The sequence below is a fragment of the Halomonas sp. 328 genome (assembly GCF_015645095.1).
Lineage (GTDB): Bacteria > Pseudomonadota > Gammaproteobacteria > Pseudomonadales > Halomonadaceae > Bisbaumannia.
Genome location: NZ_JADOTW010000007.1, coordinates 90701 through 105972, shown reverse-complemented (window position 1 = coordinate 105972; position 15272 = coordinate 90701). Strand labels below are relative to the sequence as shown.

Here is a 15272-nt window from a genome sequence, read left to right as displayed (position 1 = left end):
AGGGCCGCACATTGTTTGTGCACGAATGCACAACAATACGCCGAGGTGGCCATGCTCGACTGGCAGGACATACAACTCTTCCTGGAGGTGGCACGCTGTCAGCGCCTCACCGAGGCGGCGCGACGCCTGGGCCTGGATCACTCCACCCTGTCGCGACGCACTCGGCGTTTCGAGGAGAAGCTCAACACCCAGCTCTTCGAGCGCAGCACCCATGGCTACCGCCTCACCGAGGCGGGCCAGCGGCTGCGCGCCCATGCCGAGGAGATGAGTCGTCACGCCCAGGAGGCGCTGGAGGGCGTCAGTGACCAGAATCGTCGCCTCAGCGGCCAGATTCGCCTGGGCGTCACCGAGGGCTTCGGCACCTGGGTGGTGGCCCCCCTGCTGGCCGCCTTCGGCGATCGTCACCCGGGCTTGACCCTCGACCTGCTGGCCCTGCCCCGGGTCGTCAACCTGAGCCGCCACGAGGCGGACCTGGCGATCACCATCGAGCGCCCGGCGAGCCCCGGCCTGGTGGTCTCGCGACTCTGCGACTACCGCCTGCGCCTCTACGCCAGCCGCGACTATCTGGCCCGTCGCGGCCGCCCAGAACGCCTCGCCGAACTGGGGCGCCACCGGCTGATCGGCTACGTGGACGACCTGATCTTCAGCGACCAGCTCAGCTACCTGGAGCCGCTGCTCGACCCGGCCAAGGTCGGCCAGGCGCCCCAGATGGCGATCCGCAGCACCAGCGTCACCACCCAGTACACGGCCTGCCTGCACGGCGCGGGGCTCGCCGTCCTGCCCTGCTTCATGGCGGAGCCGGCCCCGGCCCTGGCCGCGGTGCTCGACGACGAGGTGGAGGTGAACCGGCAGTTCTGGATCACCGCTCGCCAGGAGCAGCGCCAGCTGGCCCGGGTGCGGCTGCTGTGGGACTACCTGCGCGAGGCCCTCGAGCTCAACCGCGACTTCCTGATGGGGGAATCGGCCAGCTTGATCCTCCCCGAAGCCTGAGCCATCAATAACGGGTCATGGGTATATCAATCTTTATTGATAAAGCGTGACTATCAAGGCCTTCGAGAAAGAAAAATGGCGGCAACCGTCCTCGGCTCTTAGCTTATAGAGAGCAGACGGGGGAAGGCCGCCGCCGATGCCTGAGTGACGCAAAGTTGATTCAGCGCATTGTTAAGGTCGGCGCTTCTCATCTATCACTAGTGAGGCACCGCCAAGTGGCCATGACTAGAGAGGAATGGAGAGAGCAATGAGCGACCAACAGAGCAGCAGCGGCAAGTGCCCGGTCATGCACGGTGGCCAGACCGTCAGCGGCCAGTCCAATACGGATTGGTGGCCGGAGTCCCTCAACCTGGACATTCTCCACCAGCACGACCGCAAGACCGATCCCATGGGCGAGGGATTCGACTACCGCCAGGAGGTCAGGAAGCTCGACTTCGAGGCGCTGAAGAAGGACATGCACGCCCTGATGACCGACAGCCAGTCCTGGTGGCCGGCGGACTGGGGTCACTATGGCGGCCTGATGATCCGCCTGGCCTGGCACGCCGCCGGCACCTACCGGATCGCCGATGGCCGCGGCGGTGGCGGCACCGGCAACCAGCGCTTCGCTCCCCTCAACAGCTGGCCCGACAACGCCAGCCTGGACAAGGCCCGGCGCCTGCTGTGGCCGATCAAGAAGAAGTACGGCAACAAGATCAGCTGGGCCGACCTGATCATCCTGGCCGGCAACGCGGCCTACGAGTCCATGGGCCTGAAGACCTTCGGCTTCTCCTTCGGCCGCGAGGACATCTGGCACCCCGAGAAGGACATCTACTGGGGAGCCGAGAAGGAATGGCTGGCGCCCTCCGACTCCCGCTACGAAAATCTCGACAAGCCCGACACCATGGAGAACCCCCTGGCCGCGGTGCAGATGGGCCTGATCTACGTCAACCCGGAGGGCGTCAACGGCCAGCCCGATCCCCTCAAGACCGCCGAGCAGGTGCGCGTGACCTTCGCCCGCATGGCGATGAATGACGAGGAGACCGCGGCGCTCACCGCCGGCGGCCATACCGTCGGCAAGACCCACGGCAACGGCGATGCCGAGGCCCTGGGTCCGGAGCCCGAAGGAGCCGACGTCCACGAGCAGGGCCTCGGCTGGCACAACCCCAATATGCAGGGCAAGGCATCCCGGGCGGTGACCTCGGGCCTCGAAGGGGCCTGGACCACCCACCCCACCCAGTTCGACATGGGCTATTTCGAGCTGCTGTTCGGCTACGAGTGGGAGCTGAAGAAGAGCCCCGCCGGCGCCAACCAGTGGGAGCCCATCGATATCAAGGAGGAGCACAAGCCGGTCGATGCCAGCGATCCGTCCAAGCGCCATAACCCGATCATGACCGATGCTGACATGGCCATGAAGATGGACCCGACGTACCGGGAGATCTGCAAGAAGTTCATGGCGGATCCCGACTACTTCAAGGATTGCTTCGCCCGCGCCTGGTTCAAGCTGACCCACCGGGACATGGGGCCCAAGGCCCGCTATATCGGCCCGGAGGTGCCCGCCGAGGACCTGATCTGGCAGGACCCGGTCCCCGCCGGCAACACCAACTACTCCGTGGAAGCGGTCAAGCAGCGGATCGCCGAGAGCGGCCTCTCCGTGGCCGAGCTGGTCAGCACCGCCTGGGACAGCGCCCGCACCTTCCGCGGCTCCGATATGCGCGGCGGCGCCAATGGCGCTCGCATTCGCCTGGCCCCGCAGAAGGACTGGGAAGGCAACGAGCCGGATCGCCTGGCCAAGGTGCTGAAGGTCTACGAGGGCCTTAGTGCCGAGACCGGCGCCAGCGTCGCCGACCTGATCGTCCTCGGCGGCAGCGTGGGCATCGAGCGAGCGGCCCGGGCCGCGGGCCACGAGATCCTGGTGCCCTTCGTGCCCGGTCGCGGCGACGCCAGCGACGAGATGACCGACGCCGACTCCTTCGAGTACCTGGAGCCCGTCGCCGACGGCTTCCGCAACTGGCAGAAGAAGGAGTATGTGGTCAAGCCGGAGGAGATGCTCCTCGACCGCGCCCAGCTTCTGGGCCTGACGGCGCCGGAGATGACCGTATTGATCGGTGGCATGCGCATGCTGGGTACCAACCATGGCGGCACCCGGCACGGTATCTTCACCGACCGGGAGGGTCAGCTGACCAACGACTTCTTCGTCAACCTGACCGATATGGCCTATCGCTGGGTGCCGACGGGCAAGAACCTCTACGAGGTTCGCGACCGCCAGAGCGACCAGGTGAAGTGGACCGCCACCCGTGTCGACCTGGTGTTCGGCTCCAACTCCATCCTGCGCGCCTACGCCGAGGTCTATGCCCAGGACGACAACCAGGAGAAATTCGTCAAGGACTTCGTCAAGGCCTGGACCAAGGTGATGAACGCCGATCGCTTCGATATCACCCGGTAACGGCGGAGCCACACCTTGCCAGCGGGCACACCGCAAAAGCCGCACCCCAAGGGTGCGGCTTTCTTCTGCCCACCTGTTGGCGTCGGCGCCCACTCGACGCCTCTCCCCCGTCTATGCTGTAGCCAGGCATGTCGCCTGAACCACCTTTGTCGCCGCAAACCCGGGGAGCCTGCCTCATGGCCGACGAGAACCGCGTGATCGTCTTCTATGACGAGCGAATGCTGGCCCATGAACCGGATATCGAGGTGCCTTTCCTGCCGGGACGCATGGACAATCGTATCCGCTCGCTGCTGTCGGGACTGGGCGTCCCCTGGAAGTATCCGGAACACCCCGCCAGGCTCACCGCCATCCGGCGCCTCCTGGAGCTCGAGCCGATTCCCGGCGTGGCCTTCGAGTCCGGCCGGGTGGCGACGCGGGAGCAGCTGGGACGTGTGCATACCAGCTCCTACCTGGACCATATCTTCGAGCTGCGCGGCCAGAGCGCCTGGCTGGATGTGGACACTACGGCCGTGTCGCCCGGTAGCGTCGACGCCGCCGAGGTGGCCGCCGGCACGGCGATCGCCGCCGTCGAAGCCGTCGTCGCGGGGCGAGCCGCGAGCAGCTTCGCCCTGGTGAGGCCCCCCGGACACCATGCCGAGCCGGTGCGCGCCCGCGGCTTCTGCCTGTTCAACAATGTGGCGGTGGCCGCCGCGCATGCCCGCACCGCCCTGGGCTGCCGGCGCGTGATGATCGTCGACTGGGATGCCCATCACGGCAACGGCACTCAGGATATCTTCTGGGCCGACCCGCATGTGCTGTTCTTCGACCTGCACCGCACCGCCCCCTTCTATCCCGGCACGGGGACTCTCGAGGAGATCGGCATGGGCCTGGGGGATGGCACCAACGTCAATGTGCCCCTCCCCGCCGACGCCGGCGACGCCGCCTACCTCAAGGCCTTTCGCGAGATCCTGGTACCCGCGGCCGACTGGTTCCGGCCCGACCTGATCCTGGTCTCGACCGGCTTCGACCCGCACAGCCATGACCTGGCCATGGAGGTCTCCTATGACGGTTTCGCCGCCATGACCGGCATCCTCCAGGCCCTGGCCCGCCGGCATTGCCAGGAGCGCCTGGTCTTCGTGCTGGAGGGTGGCTACAACCTGATCTCGCTGTCACGCGGCGTTAGGTCGGTGCTGCGGGTGCTGGCCGGCGAGGAACCGCCGGAACCCGGCCAGCGTGGCCTCGCCGAGGTCGAGGCCGCGGCGGGCTTCCACCGCGGCGCCTTCGTCGAACCACCCCCGGACTGAGCCGGGGCCGGCTCCACCGCCATGTGCCCGGCATAGTGCCGTCACCGATACGGAGCAGCTCCCTCATCGCCTGTCGTCGCGATGCTGCCGCGCCTGCTCGCGGCGCTTCATCTCCAGATAGTCGGAACGGTCGATCTCGTACAACTGCTCGGGGTAGCGCTCGGTGAGGGCGAACCAGCGGGACAAGCTGGCCTCCAGCTGCTCCGCCTCGGGCAGCGTCCGGGTCTCCAGATAGGCCACCAGGGCCAGGTAGAAGCGCATGACGTTGCGCTCGATCATGCCCCGCATGCCACCCACCGGGCGCGGTCGGCCATCCTCGCCCGGCGCCTCGCTGAACCCCACCCGGTCGCGTCCCCCGAAGGCGAAATAGCCACGCAGGGCGAGGCGGGCCGTCATGCCGTACACCAGGGAGTAACGCAGCTGCACCAGGCTGGCCCCGTCGAGGTCCGGCACGGCACGCAACTGCAGGCGAAAGGCCCGGGTGCCGTAGGGCCCCCGCTCCCCCTCCAGCACCATCTCCAGGTAGGTGGGCCCCTCGGCGCCCCATCGCAAGCGCAGATCGAGCCGTTCGGCTTCGGTCAGGGGTTCAAAACGCTGGCGACCCAGATAGAGCGTCAGCGCCGCCTCATCGCCCGCCGGGTCATGGAAGCAGCCCTTGACGTTGAGGTGCAGGAACAGCACCTGGCACCAGGCCGACGGCGAGCCGAGTGCCTCGGCGAGCTCCGCGAAGGGCTGCTCGAGGCGGGCATGCACGCTGCCACTCACCGAATGGGGACGCTCTTCGGAGGCCACCACCAGGGGCTCGTCGAAGGGCGAGCCGGCGATCACATCACGCCAGCTGTCGCGCAGCCAGTCGTCCTGGGCCTGGGCCGACAGGACGCCGGCCAGGCAAACCCAGAGCAGTATCCCCAGCAGCCGGATGACACTCCGGCCGGGTCGCCAATCTCCTCGAGCCATGGTTCGGGGAACCTCGCTGAAAGCCTCCGTAGAGGACACTGAGCCCCCGCGTCTGCCGCCTCAGGCGTTCACGGCCGCGTTGCGGCCCACCACCTTGAGCATAGCCTCCTCCGGGGCGGGACGACTCCCCTCCCGATGGCAAAAAGCGCCCCGCCGCCCCTGAGGCAGGGGCGGCGGGTCGACAGGCCTCGCGAGCCGACTCAGGTCAGGCTGCGCAGCATCACCACCAGGATCAGCAGCGGACAGACCACACGGATGTACCAGGGCCAGAGTTTCCAGAACAGGGTGCGTTCGATCTCCGGGGCCCCCTGGCGCAGCTCCTGAAGCTTGGCATTGCGCGACATTAGCCAGCCCACATAGAGGCAGACCAGGGCGCCCACCAGCGGCATGCTGTAGCTGATGGTCAGGGTGATGGCCCAGTCGAACAGCGGCTCGAAGTAGACCAGGATCAGGGTGGCGATGGCGAAGGTGACCAACGCCATCAGCCAGGTGGCCGAGCGACGGCGGATCAGGCCGGTCTCCTCCAGGGTCGAGACCGGTACCTCCAGCACCGGGAACATGGAGGTCAGGGCGGCGATGGCCAGCAGCATGAAGAAGATCAGTTCCAGGCCCAGCCCCAGCGCTCCCATGGCCTCGAAGAGGGCGGGCATCACCGCGAACAGCAGGGTCGCCGAGCTCTGCAGCTCGCCGGCCTCGTTGAAGACCTCCACGCCCAGCCCATGAGCCACGAACATGGCCGGAATGATCAGCAGGCCGGCGACGAAGGCCACGCCCATGTCGATCAGCATCACCTGGGCCCCGACCCGCGGCAGATTGGCCTTGCGGCTCAGGTAGGAGCCGTAGACCACCATGGCGCCGACGCCGATGGAGAGCGAGAAGAAGGCCTGGCCCATGGCGTCCAGCAGCAGCTGCCCGTCGATTCGTGACAGGTCCGGTACCAGGTAGGTCTTCACCCCCTCGCCGGCGCCGGGGAAGCTCAGCATTACCGCGATCAACCCCAGCATCATCACCAGCAGCAGCGGCATCAGCCGCTTGGTCCAGCGCTCGATGCCCTGGTTGACCCCGGCCAGGACCACCGCCGCGGTGATGACCATGGCCGCCAGGGTCAGGCTCCAGTCCCGCCAGAAGCTGCCATCGCCAAGCCAGGCCGCCGCCCCCTCGAGGCCCAGCAACCCAGCCAGGGCCAGGAGGGCATAGCCGATCAGCCAGCCGGTGACGATGGCATAGAAGGCCTGCCCCAGGCAGGCGGCCAGCAGGGCCAGGCCGCCGACCCCGTGACCCAGGCGGCGTGGCAGGCCATGTCCGCCCACCCGGCCCATGGCATTGATGATACCGCTCTGGGCATAACGTCCCAGGGTCAGCTCCGCCATCAGCGCCGGGTAGGCGAGGATAAAGGCCATCGCCACATAGACCAGCAGGAAAGCGCCACCGCCGTTGTTGGCGGCCATGGAGGGAAAGCTCCAGACGTTGCCGAGGCCCACCGCGGCGCCGGCGGCGGCCATCAGGAAGCCGAAACGGCTGGAGAACTGCGCACGCCCGGCGGTCGCCTCGGCTGAGGAAGTGGCGCCAGCGGCGCTGTTCGATTGCGATATTGTCATTGGAATTATCTCATCGGATGGAAGAGTCGGCTCGGCGAGGCAGCGCCTCGGGCCGTTCGAGTCTGTCGAAGTGATCGCAGCCGGATCGCGGGCTCCTCAGGTCACTTCCGAACGCACCTGGAAACGCGCCTCCCGGTATTCGCGACTCTCCACCACCTCGCGGAAGTGTCGGGCCGCCTGCCAGACGTCCTCATAGCTGAGGTAGAGGGGGGTAAAGCCGAAACGCATCAGCCCCGGCTCCCGGTAGTCGCCGATCACGCCCCGGGCGATCAGCGCCTGGACGATGGCATAGCCGTTGTCGCGGTGAATCAGCGCCACCTGACTGCCCCGCTCCGCCTGAGGGGGGGTGATGTCCTCGATCCCCTCGGCGTCGAGCAGGTCGGCCAGGCAGTCGCGGAACAGCTCCCCCAGGGCCAGGCTCTTCTCCCGCAGGGCGGTCATGTCCACCTCCTGCCAGAGCCGCAGCGAGGCCTCCAGGGGGGCATAGATCAGCGCCGAGTGGGTTCCGGTACGGAAACGGGTGATGCCCGGGGCCGGCGCATAGTCGCCATCGAAGGCGAAAGGTGCGGCATGACCGTGCCATCCCGAGAGCGGTTGCCAGCCGCCGGCCTGATGATCCTCGTGGACATAGAGGAAGGCCGGCGCCCCGGGGCCGCCGTTGAGGTACTTGTAGGTACAGCCCACCGCATAGCGGGCACCGCAGCCATGCAGGTCCACCGGCAGGGCCCCGGCCGAGTGGGCCAGGTCCCAGACGATCTCGGCGCCCTGCTCATGCACCTGGGCGGTGATGGCGGCCATATCGCGCAGCCGGCCGGTGCGGTAGTTGACCTGGCTCAGCACCACGGCGGCGACCCGCTCGTCCAGGTAGTCGGCAAGATCCGCCCCCTCGGGCAACACCCGGTGCTCGAGGCCAGCGAAGCGGCACAGCCCCTGGGCGATATAGCCATCGGTGGGAAAGTTACCCCCCTCGCTCAAGATCACCGGCCGCGCACGCCCCTGGGACTCGGTGATATAGCCCAGCAGCTTGAAGAGATTGAGAGTGATATTGTCGCTGACGATCACCTCGCCAGCCCCGGCCCCAATCAGCGGCGCCAGAAGGTCACCCAGGCGCTCCGGAGCGTCGAACCAGCCCTGGTTCCAGCCCTTGATCAGCTCGTCACGCCACTGATCCCGGGTGGCATCCAGGGCCGCCCGGGCGGCCACCGGCTGGGCACCGAGGGAGTTGCCATCCAGGTAGATCACCCCCTCGGGAAGGGCGAAGCGAGCCTTGAAAGCGGCCAGGGGGTCACGGCGATCCAGTTCACGCACGCTATCGAGAGTCGGGGTCATGGTGTCCTCCAGGGAATCGATCGGATATCTGAAACCGATTCTAGGAGGGATAAGGCGGGAAAGGCTTGCGTTCTTCGACGCACATGTCATCTTTAATGCAAAATTATTGCACCAAAAATCAGGTATTCGCAATGGATATGCTAGACAGGTTCGACCGGCGGATTCTTCATGCCCTGCAGCGAGATGCTCGCCTGACCCTGGCCGCCCTGGCGGAAGCGGTCAACCTCTCCCCCAGCCAGTGCTCGCGGCGCATCGCCCGCCTCGAGGAGAGTGGGGTCATCCGGGGACACGGCCTGCGCCTCGACCCGGAGGCCCTGGGCCTCAAGGTCACCGCCTTTATTTTCCTCTCGGTGGACAAGGGGCGCATGGCCTCACCCCAGGAGGCGGTAGCGACGCTGTTGGCCCGGGACGAGGTGATCGACTGCCATGCCGTGACAGGCAGCCATGACTTCATCCTCAAGGTAAGGGTGGCGGACCTCGCCGAGCTTTCCCACTTCCTTTCCACCACCATCAGCCCCATGGCGGGCATCCGCGATATCGCCACTCAGGTCGCCATGAACACCCTCAAGGAGGCTGGCCCCCTCAAGGTGATGCCCTGACCTCCTACATCCGGGTACGCACCGACCAGAGCTCGGGGAAGAACGTCAGCTCCAGGGCCTTGGCGAGATAGCCGACGCCGCTGGTGCCGCCGGTGCCGGGCTTGTGGCCGATGATCCGTTGCACCGTCTTCATATGGCTGAAGCGCCACTGCTGGAAATGGTACTCGGTGTCCACCAGCTTCTCGGCCAGCTCGTAGAGGTCCCAATGGCGCTCGGTGTCGCCATAGACCGCGGCCCAGGCCGATTCCACCTCCGGGTGGGGGGCATAGGGCTCGCGCCAGTCGCGATCCAGCACCTCGTCGGGCAGGGCGAAGCCCCGCCGGGCCAGCAGTTGCAGGCAGGTATCGTAGAGACTCGGGGCCTCGAGGATTTGGGTAAGGCGCCGATAGTGCTCGGGATGGCCGCGATGCACTTCCACCAGCTCGGGGTGCTTGTTGCCCAGCAAGAACTCCAGCTCCCGGTACTGGTAGGACTGGAAGCCGGAGCTCTGCCCCAGGCTATCGCGAAAGCGCGCATAGTCCGCCGGGGTCAGGGTGGCCAGCACCTCCCAGGCCTGGATCATCTGCTCCTGGATGCGCGCCACCCGGGTCAGCATCTTGAAAGCGGGCCGCAGTTGGTCGGCGGCAATATGCGCCGCCGCGGCATGGGCCTCGTGGAGGCACTGCTTGAGCCATAACTCGGAGACCTGGTGGATGACGATAAACAGCATCTCGTCGTGCTCGTCGGTCAATGGCGTCTGGCAGGCCAGCAGCGGCTCCAGGGCCAGGTACTGGCCATAGCTCATCGCCGGGTCCCAGTGCACCCCTTCGGCCGCCAGGTCCACGCGAGTGCGTCCCGCTCTCTTCCCCTCAGCCATGTCGCCTCCTCCCGTTGCCAACTGTCCTTATCCCAAGTATCGCAGGGCGCGGGCCATCAGCTCGCCCTCCTGGAAGGTTTCCATCACCGAGAAGTGGTGCGTGCCGGCGATGCTGAGCACCTCGACCTCACCGCCCCAGGCCTCGGCCAGGGCTCGGGATTGCCAGTGGAACTCCTCGCTCTCCTGCTCCCCCACCGCCAGGCAGAGCCGCGCCCCGGGATGAGGCCGGGCATGAATGGGGCTCCCGTCTCGCGCCCGTTCGACACTGGTCAAGCCTACCAGCGGGCCGAAGGGCAGATGGCGCAACGGCTCTAGCTCATAAAGCCCGCTGACCAGCAGCGCCGAGCCGAACGGCTGTGCCGGCATGCCAGCCTCCCGGGCGGGCCAGTCGGTGGCCAGCAGCCAGGCCCCCAGGTGGCCACCGGCGCTGTGACCGCTGAGCTGGAGGCGATGGCGGTCATAGCCGTAGGTCGCCGCCTGGCGCCACAGAAAGGTCAGGGCCTGGCGTACCTCCTCGACCTGATCGCCAAGGGTCGCCTGGGGGGCCAGGGTGTACTCGATCAGGGCCACGTTGACGCCACGCTCGCGCAGGGGCGCGAAGAGGTGAGCATGGTCGTCCTTGTCCATGGCCTGCCAGTAGCCGCCATGCAGGAAGACATGCAGCGGCGCCCCGGGCGCATCGGCCAGCAAGAGGTCGAGGCGCTGACGCTCGCCGGGCCCGTAGGCCAGGTCGCGCACCACGCCCTCCCCCGCCAGGCAGGCATCCCCCCGGCGACGCCAGGCCTCGAAGATCTCCGGCGCCTCGGGCACTGTGGCCCGAGGACTGTAGGCGCGTCCCACCTGGGCGGGCGTCAGGCCATGCCAGACCGGTACCGGTGACGCCTCGCCGGGCCGAATCGCCGCCAGGGTCGCCGTCAGCACCAGGGTATCGGCGGTGGCTCGCGTGAACGTCGGTCGCACGCCACCGAAGAGGTGACGAAAGATCCGCTCGTAGTGGCGTCCTTGCGGATCCAGGGCCCCCTCCGGCGCCCCCACCGTCAACGCCTCGAGGTGGAAAGGGGTCGCCCCTCGCCGGCCCATCTCGGCCTGCAGCGCCATCAGCCCCTGACGGTAGGCTTGCCGCCGCCCCTCCTCATCCGGCGATGTGGGCCATTCGCCGCGTAGCTCGATGCAATCGTTCATCACTGACTCCAAGTCATTTCAGCCGAGGTAGGGCACCAGCAGCAGGGAAAGTGCCGGTATATAACTGACCAGCAGCAGGGCGATCAGGCTGGCCAGCACGAAGGGCAGCACGCCACGGTACACCTCGGCCATGGGCGTGCGGTTGAGGGCATGCACCATGAAGAGGTTGAGCCCGAAGGGCGGCGTGAACAGCCCGATGGAGAGGTTCATTGTGACGATGATGCCGAAGTGAATCGGGTCGATGCCCATCTGCAGGGCCACCGGCAGCAACAGCGGCGTGAACAGCAGGATCGCCGAGGAGGTGTCCATGAAGCAGCCCACGAAGAGCAGCAGGACATTGATGATCAGGATCACCTGCCAGACCGTCAGGTCGAGGTTGGCGACGAAGCCCGCCAGGCTCCGTGGCACCCCGTTGATGGTCAGCACCCAGCTGAAGACCCCCGCCGCCGCCACGATGATCATGATCTGGGCGGAGAGGTACATGGCGTTCACCGCGGTGCGCCAGACCTCGGCCATGTCCACGTCCCGATAGATGACGGCGCTCACCACCAGCGCATAGACACAGGCCACCCCGGCGGCCTCGGTGGGCGAGAAAACCCCACCGTAGATCCCCCCCAGGATAAAGACCGGCATCATCAGGGCCAGGAAGGCACGCCGCGAGTTGCGCCAGAAGTCGCCGACGCGCATCCCGCCGCTGGCCTGGAGCCCCTTGCGTCGCGCCGCCAGGTAGATATAGCAGCCCAGTACCGCCGCCAGAACCAGGCCGGGCAGGATACCGGCCACGAACAGCTTGGTGATCGACTGCTCCGCGGCGATGCCATAGAGGATCAGGGCGATGGAGGGCGGAATCAGCTGGGCGATGGCGGCAGAAGACGCCAGCAGCCCGGAGCCGAACTGGGGCCCATAGCCCTGCTCCGCCATGGGCCGGTCGACCAGGCGCCCGACCCCGGCCACCGTGGCCACCGAGGAGCCCGAGATGGCGCCGAAGAAGGTCGAGCCCCCCAGGGTCACCATGCCCAGGCCACCGCGCATGTTGCCGACCAGGCACATCACCCAGTCGATGATACGCTTCGACAGGGAGCCCCGAGCCATCAGCTCGCCGGCGAACAGGAAAAAAGGCACCGCCAGCAGCGAGTAGGCACTGAGGGTACCGAACATCGCCTGGTGGATGGCCACCCCCGGCATGTTCATGAACAGCGCCACGGCCAGGGAAGCCGCGGCGAGGATCACCAGATAGACCGGAAAACCCAGCGCCAGGAAGACCACCGGCAGGACGAAGAGCACCATGTTCATGAGGAGGACTCCTTGGCATCGTGGTCGCGCGCCACGCCTTCCAGAAGATGCCTCGCCAGGCGCAGGCCGGCGGCCACGGCCATCATCGCGAAGCCCACATAGACCCCTGCATGGGCCCAGGCCATGGGAATCCCCGCGGTGCTGCTGCGCTGCCCCATCTGCGACATCAGGCTGACCACGGCGCTCGACTGCCGGGCGACAAAGAGGCAGAGGGCGATCATGCAGAGCAGCATGAGTGCCTCGAGCAGGTAGCGCCCCCAGGCGGGCAGGTAGGCCTCGATGGCATTGACCCTCAGGTGCTGGTTGTCGAGCGTCACCAGGACACTGCCGACGAAGACCGACCAGATCAGCAGATAGGAGAGCACCTCCTCGGTCCAGCCGAGGGAGGTACCGAAGAAGTAGCGCCCCACCACATTGGAGAAGTTGATGGCGATGGCGGCGAGGATAAGGGTTCCCAACAGGGCACGATGCAGCTTGAGGATGACCCTTTCCAGTCCCTCGAGCCATCGCAGGAGCCGCCCCACCCACGGCGGGCGGCCCTCCAGGGAGAGATAGCGCATAAGCGGCGAAGCCTCTTGCGAAGGCCCCCGCCGGGCGGGGGCCTGGGAGTGAAGCCTTAGCGGTGACGCTCGGCAGACTCGACCAGCAGGTTATAAAGCGCGAAGGTCTCGGCATCCTGGGCCAGCACCGACTCGCTGGCCGTGCGGATCATCTCACCCATGTAGGCGCGCTGCTCGGCGTCGAACTCGATGATAGTGACGCCCTCCTCTCGCCAGGCTTCCAGGACGCGGCTCTCGGAGGCCAGCACCACCTCCAGCATCTCCCGCTCGACCTCGGCCCCCACCTCATGCACTACCTGCTGGAGGTCCTCCGGCAGGCGCTGGATAAAGGCCGTGGAGACGAAAGCGGTGATCGGATAGAGGGCCTCCTGGGTGATGGTGAGGTGCTCGGCGGCGGACTGCATATTGACGCCATTCATGGCCAGCAGGCTGCTGCGTACCCCATCGATGGAGCGGTTCTGCATGGCCGGCACGATCTCGATAAAGGGCATCGGCACCGCCGTGGCGCCCAGGCTGCGCAGCTCGGCATTCTCCAGTTCGGTGCCGATGGTGCGAATGCGCATGCCCTGGAAATCCTCCAGGGACGCCACCGGCTGACGGGTGGCATAGGAAGTGGGCCCATAGGCCCAGAGGCCGACACCGGTCAGGCCGCGATCGGCGGCCAGGGCCAGGTAGGTGTCGCGGAACGCCTCGTCCTGCAGCGCCCGGCTGGCGTGCTCGATATCCTCGAACAGGCCGGAGACGGTGGCGGCATCGAAGCCCCGGTTGATGCCACGGGCGAAGGCCGGCGGTGCCACCACCATCTCCATGGTGCCCAGTTGCAGGTTCTCCAGCATGCGCTGGATGCTGCCCAGCTCACCGCCGGGGAAGGTCTCCGCGCGGATGCGCCCCTCGGAGGCGGCCTCGATGCGCTCGGCATAGCGCTCGGCGTAGTGGTGGATGGGATCGTTGCGGGTCGCGACCCCCAGGCGCATGGTGTAGTCGGCCCCAAATGCCGTGGCCGTCGTGAAGGCCGAGAGCGATACCAGGGCCAGGGAGGCCAGCAGCTTGGTCGTCAGAGACTTGTTATGCATTATTTTCTCCATGATAAAGCAAACTATAAATTAGCTTTTTACCTTTCCATCATACCCACGGCGTCCTTGCTTAAGCACCTCCTTGACATTCACCCACCATCTCACGGCAAGTTCAGGGCCGCTGCGGTCTCGCGTAGCGCGGCCAGTGATGGCGCCTTGTCGTTCCAGGTCGCCTCCCAGGCGGCAATCACCTCCTGGAAGACCGCGCGATCCGCCTCCACAACCTCGATATCCTGACGGCGCAGCTCGGCTTCCTGTTCAGCGTCCTGCTGCTGGTAGGTACTGATCACTTCATCCAGATGACGATTCATGGTGTCCTGAATCAGCTCCCGGCCATCCTCCGAAAGATCACGCCATAACTGCCCGGACATCACTCCTACCATGGGAAACATCATATGGTTGGAAATCAGCAGATGGTTGGCCTGCTCATGGAAGTTCAGCATCAGAATGGAGTCGAAATCCATGTCGATGGCATCCACCTGACCGTTAGCCAGGGCGTCGTAAACGGCTGGCAAGGGCAGGGGAATCGGCGCGCTGCCGGCGGCCAGGTAGAAGTCGAGAATGGGCTCGAAGGGCGTGATGCGCAGCGTCTTGCCGCGCAAGTCGGACGCGCTTTCGATGGGATCCCGGGAGAGCACCTGACGCATCCCAGCCATGCCGTAACCCACGCCCACCAACCCCATGCCCTGGGGCATCAACTCGAGCAGCTCGCGGGCGGCATCGGTTCGCAGCAGCGCCGCCGCCTGGTCGACACCATCCACCAGATAAGGGGCGTAGAGGGCGCCGAAATCGGGAATCCAGTTGGAGAGCTCGGCCAGGGTCAAGAAGGCCATGTCCAGCGTCCCTCCCTGGAGTTGCTGAACCATCTCGGCCTCATTGCCCAACTGCTGGGCCGGATGAACGCTGATGCGATAGGCACCGTCACTGGCCACCTCGAGATCCGCTGCGAAGCGCTCGGCGGCCTGGCTCCACTGGTGGGTTGCGGGGGTAATCAATCCGAGGCGGAGGTCGCGGGCCTGAGCATTCAGGGCACTCAGGCTCAGAGCGGCGGCTAGTGTCGCCGTCAACAGAGTCTTGGTCTGCGTCATGGTGTTCTCTTGAGTTGTTATCAATGGCAGAAACAGCAGGGA

13 protein-coding genes are annotated in these 15272 nt (G+C 66.4%); 4 read left to right on the top strand and 9 right to left on the bottom strand.

What is annotated here, in order from left to right:
- Nucleotides 1-51 precede the first annotated feature (51 nt).
- The 3 genes from IHD13_RS05030 to IHD13_RS05020 all read left to right on the top strand — a co-directional run bounded on the left by IHD13_RS05030 (nucleotide 52) and on the right by IHD13_RS05020 (nucleotide 4695).
- Nucleotides 52-990: a LysR family transcriptional regulator gene (locus tag IHD13_RS05030; protein WP_195859945.1), complete on the top strand. Its 939-nt coding sequence runs from the start codon at nucleotides 52-54 to the stop codon at nucleotides 988-990.
- Nucleotides 991-1237: 247 nt separating this feature from the next.
- A complete protein-coding gene (katG, locus tag IHD13_RS05025; RefSeq protein WP_230086144.1) occupies nucleotides 1238-3412 on the top strand; it encodes a catalase/peroxidase HPI in 2175 nt (724 codons plus the stop codon).
- 176 nt (nucleotides 3413-3588) lie between these two features.
- Complete coding sequence (locus IHD13_RS05020; RefSeq protein ID WP_195859943.1) at nucleotides 3589-4695, top strand: histone deacetylase family protein; 1107 nt, start codon at nucleotides 3589-3591, stop codon at nucleotides 4693-4695.
- A gap of 63 nt (nucleotides 4696-4758) precedes the next feature.
- Here IHD13_RS05020 and IHD13_RS05015 read toward each other — a convergent pair whose 3' ends face one another.
- From IHD13_RS05015 to kynU, 3 genes are all read right to left on the bottom strand, one after another.
- Complete coding sequence (locus IHD13_RS05015) at nucleotides 4759-5652, bottom strand: hypothetical protein (RefSeq protein WP_195859942.1); 894 nt, start codon at nucleotides 5650-5652, stop codon at nucleotides 4759-4761.
- 200 nt (nucleotides 5653-5852) lie between these two features.
- Nucleotides 5853-7250 carry a sodium-dependent transporter gene (locus tag IHD13_RS05010; RefSeq protein ID WP_195859941.1) on the bottom strand — a complete coding sequence of 466 codons (1398 nt, stop codon included), beginning with the start codon at nucleotides 7248-7250 and terminating at the stop codon, nucleotides 5853-5855.
- A gap of 96 nt (nucleotides 7251-7346) precedes the next feature.
- Nucleotides 7347-8579 (bottom strand): kynureninase, encoded by a 1233-nt coding sequence (gene kynU, locus IHD13_RS05005; RefSeq protein ID WP_195859940.1) that lies wholly within the window; start codon nucleotides 8577-8579, stop codon nucleotides 7347-7349.
- A 137-nt stretch (nucleotides 8580-8716) separates the two neighbouring features.
- On the opposite strand from kynU, the gene IHD13_RS05000 reads away from it, so the two are divergent.
- Entirely contained in the window at nucleotides 8717-9178 is a 462-nt protein-coding gene (locus IHD13_RS05000) for an Lrp/AsnC family transcriptional regulator (RefSeq protein ID WP_195859939.1), read from the top strand.
- Nucleotides 9179-9182: 4 nt separating this feature from the next.
- Here the strand turns inward: IHD13_RS05000 and kynA are convergent, their stop codons facing one another.
- The 6 genes from kynA to IHD13_RS04970 all read right to left on the bottom strand — a co-directional run bounded on the left by kynA (nucleotide 9183) and on the right by IHD13_RS04970 (nucleotide 15230).
- Nucleotides 9183-10034, bottom strand: coding sequence for a tryptophan 2,3-dioxygenase (gene kynA / locus IHD13_RS04995; RefSeq protein ID WP_195859938.1), 852 nt, complete (start codon nucleotides 10032-10034; stop codon nucleotides 9183-9185).
- A gap of 27 nt (nucleotides 10035-10061) precedes the next feature.
- Nucleotides 10062-11216 (bottom strand): alpha/beta hydrolase, encoded by a 1155-nt coding sequence (locus tag IHD13_RS04990; protein ID WP_195859937.1) that lies wholly within the window; start codon nucleotides 11214-11216, stop codon nucleotides 10062-10064.
- An 18-nt stretch (nucleotides 11217-11234) separates the two neighbouring features.
- The gene (locus IHD13_RS04985; RefSeq protein ID WP_195859936.1) at nucleotides 11235-12509 is read right to left on the bottom strand and encodes a TRAP transporter large permease; all 1275 of its coding nucleotides are present in this window, start codon (nucleotides 12507-12509) and stop codon (nucleotides 11235-11237) included.
- A complete protein-coding gene (locus tag IHD13_RS04980; RefSeq protein ID WP_195859935.1) occupies nucleotides 12506-13069 on the bottom strand; it encodes a TRAP transporter small permease in 564 nt (187 codons plus the stop codon). Before IHD13_RS04980 ends, IHD13_RS04985 begins: the two co-directional genes overlap by 4 nt.
- Before the next feature lie 56 nt (nucleotides 13070-13125).
- Nucleotides 13126-14142, bottom strand: coding sequence for a TRAP transporter substrate-binding protein (locus IHD13_RS04975; RefSeq protein WP_195859934.1), 1017 nt, complete (start codon nucleotides 14140-14142; stop codon nucleotides 13126-13128).
- A 101-nt stretch (nucleotides 14143-14243) separates the two neighbouring features.
- Nucleotides 14244-15230: a TRAP transporter substrate-binding protein gene (locus IHD13_RS04970; protein WP_195859933.1), complete on the bottom strand. Its 987-nt coding sequence runs from the start codon at nucleotides 15228-15230 to the stop codon at nucleotides 14244-14246.
- Nucleotides 15231-15272 lie beyond the last annotated feature (42 nt).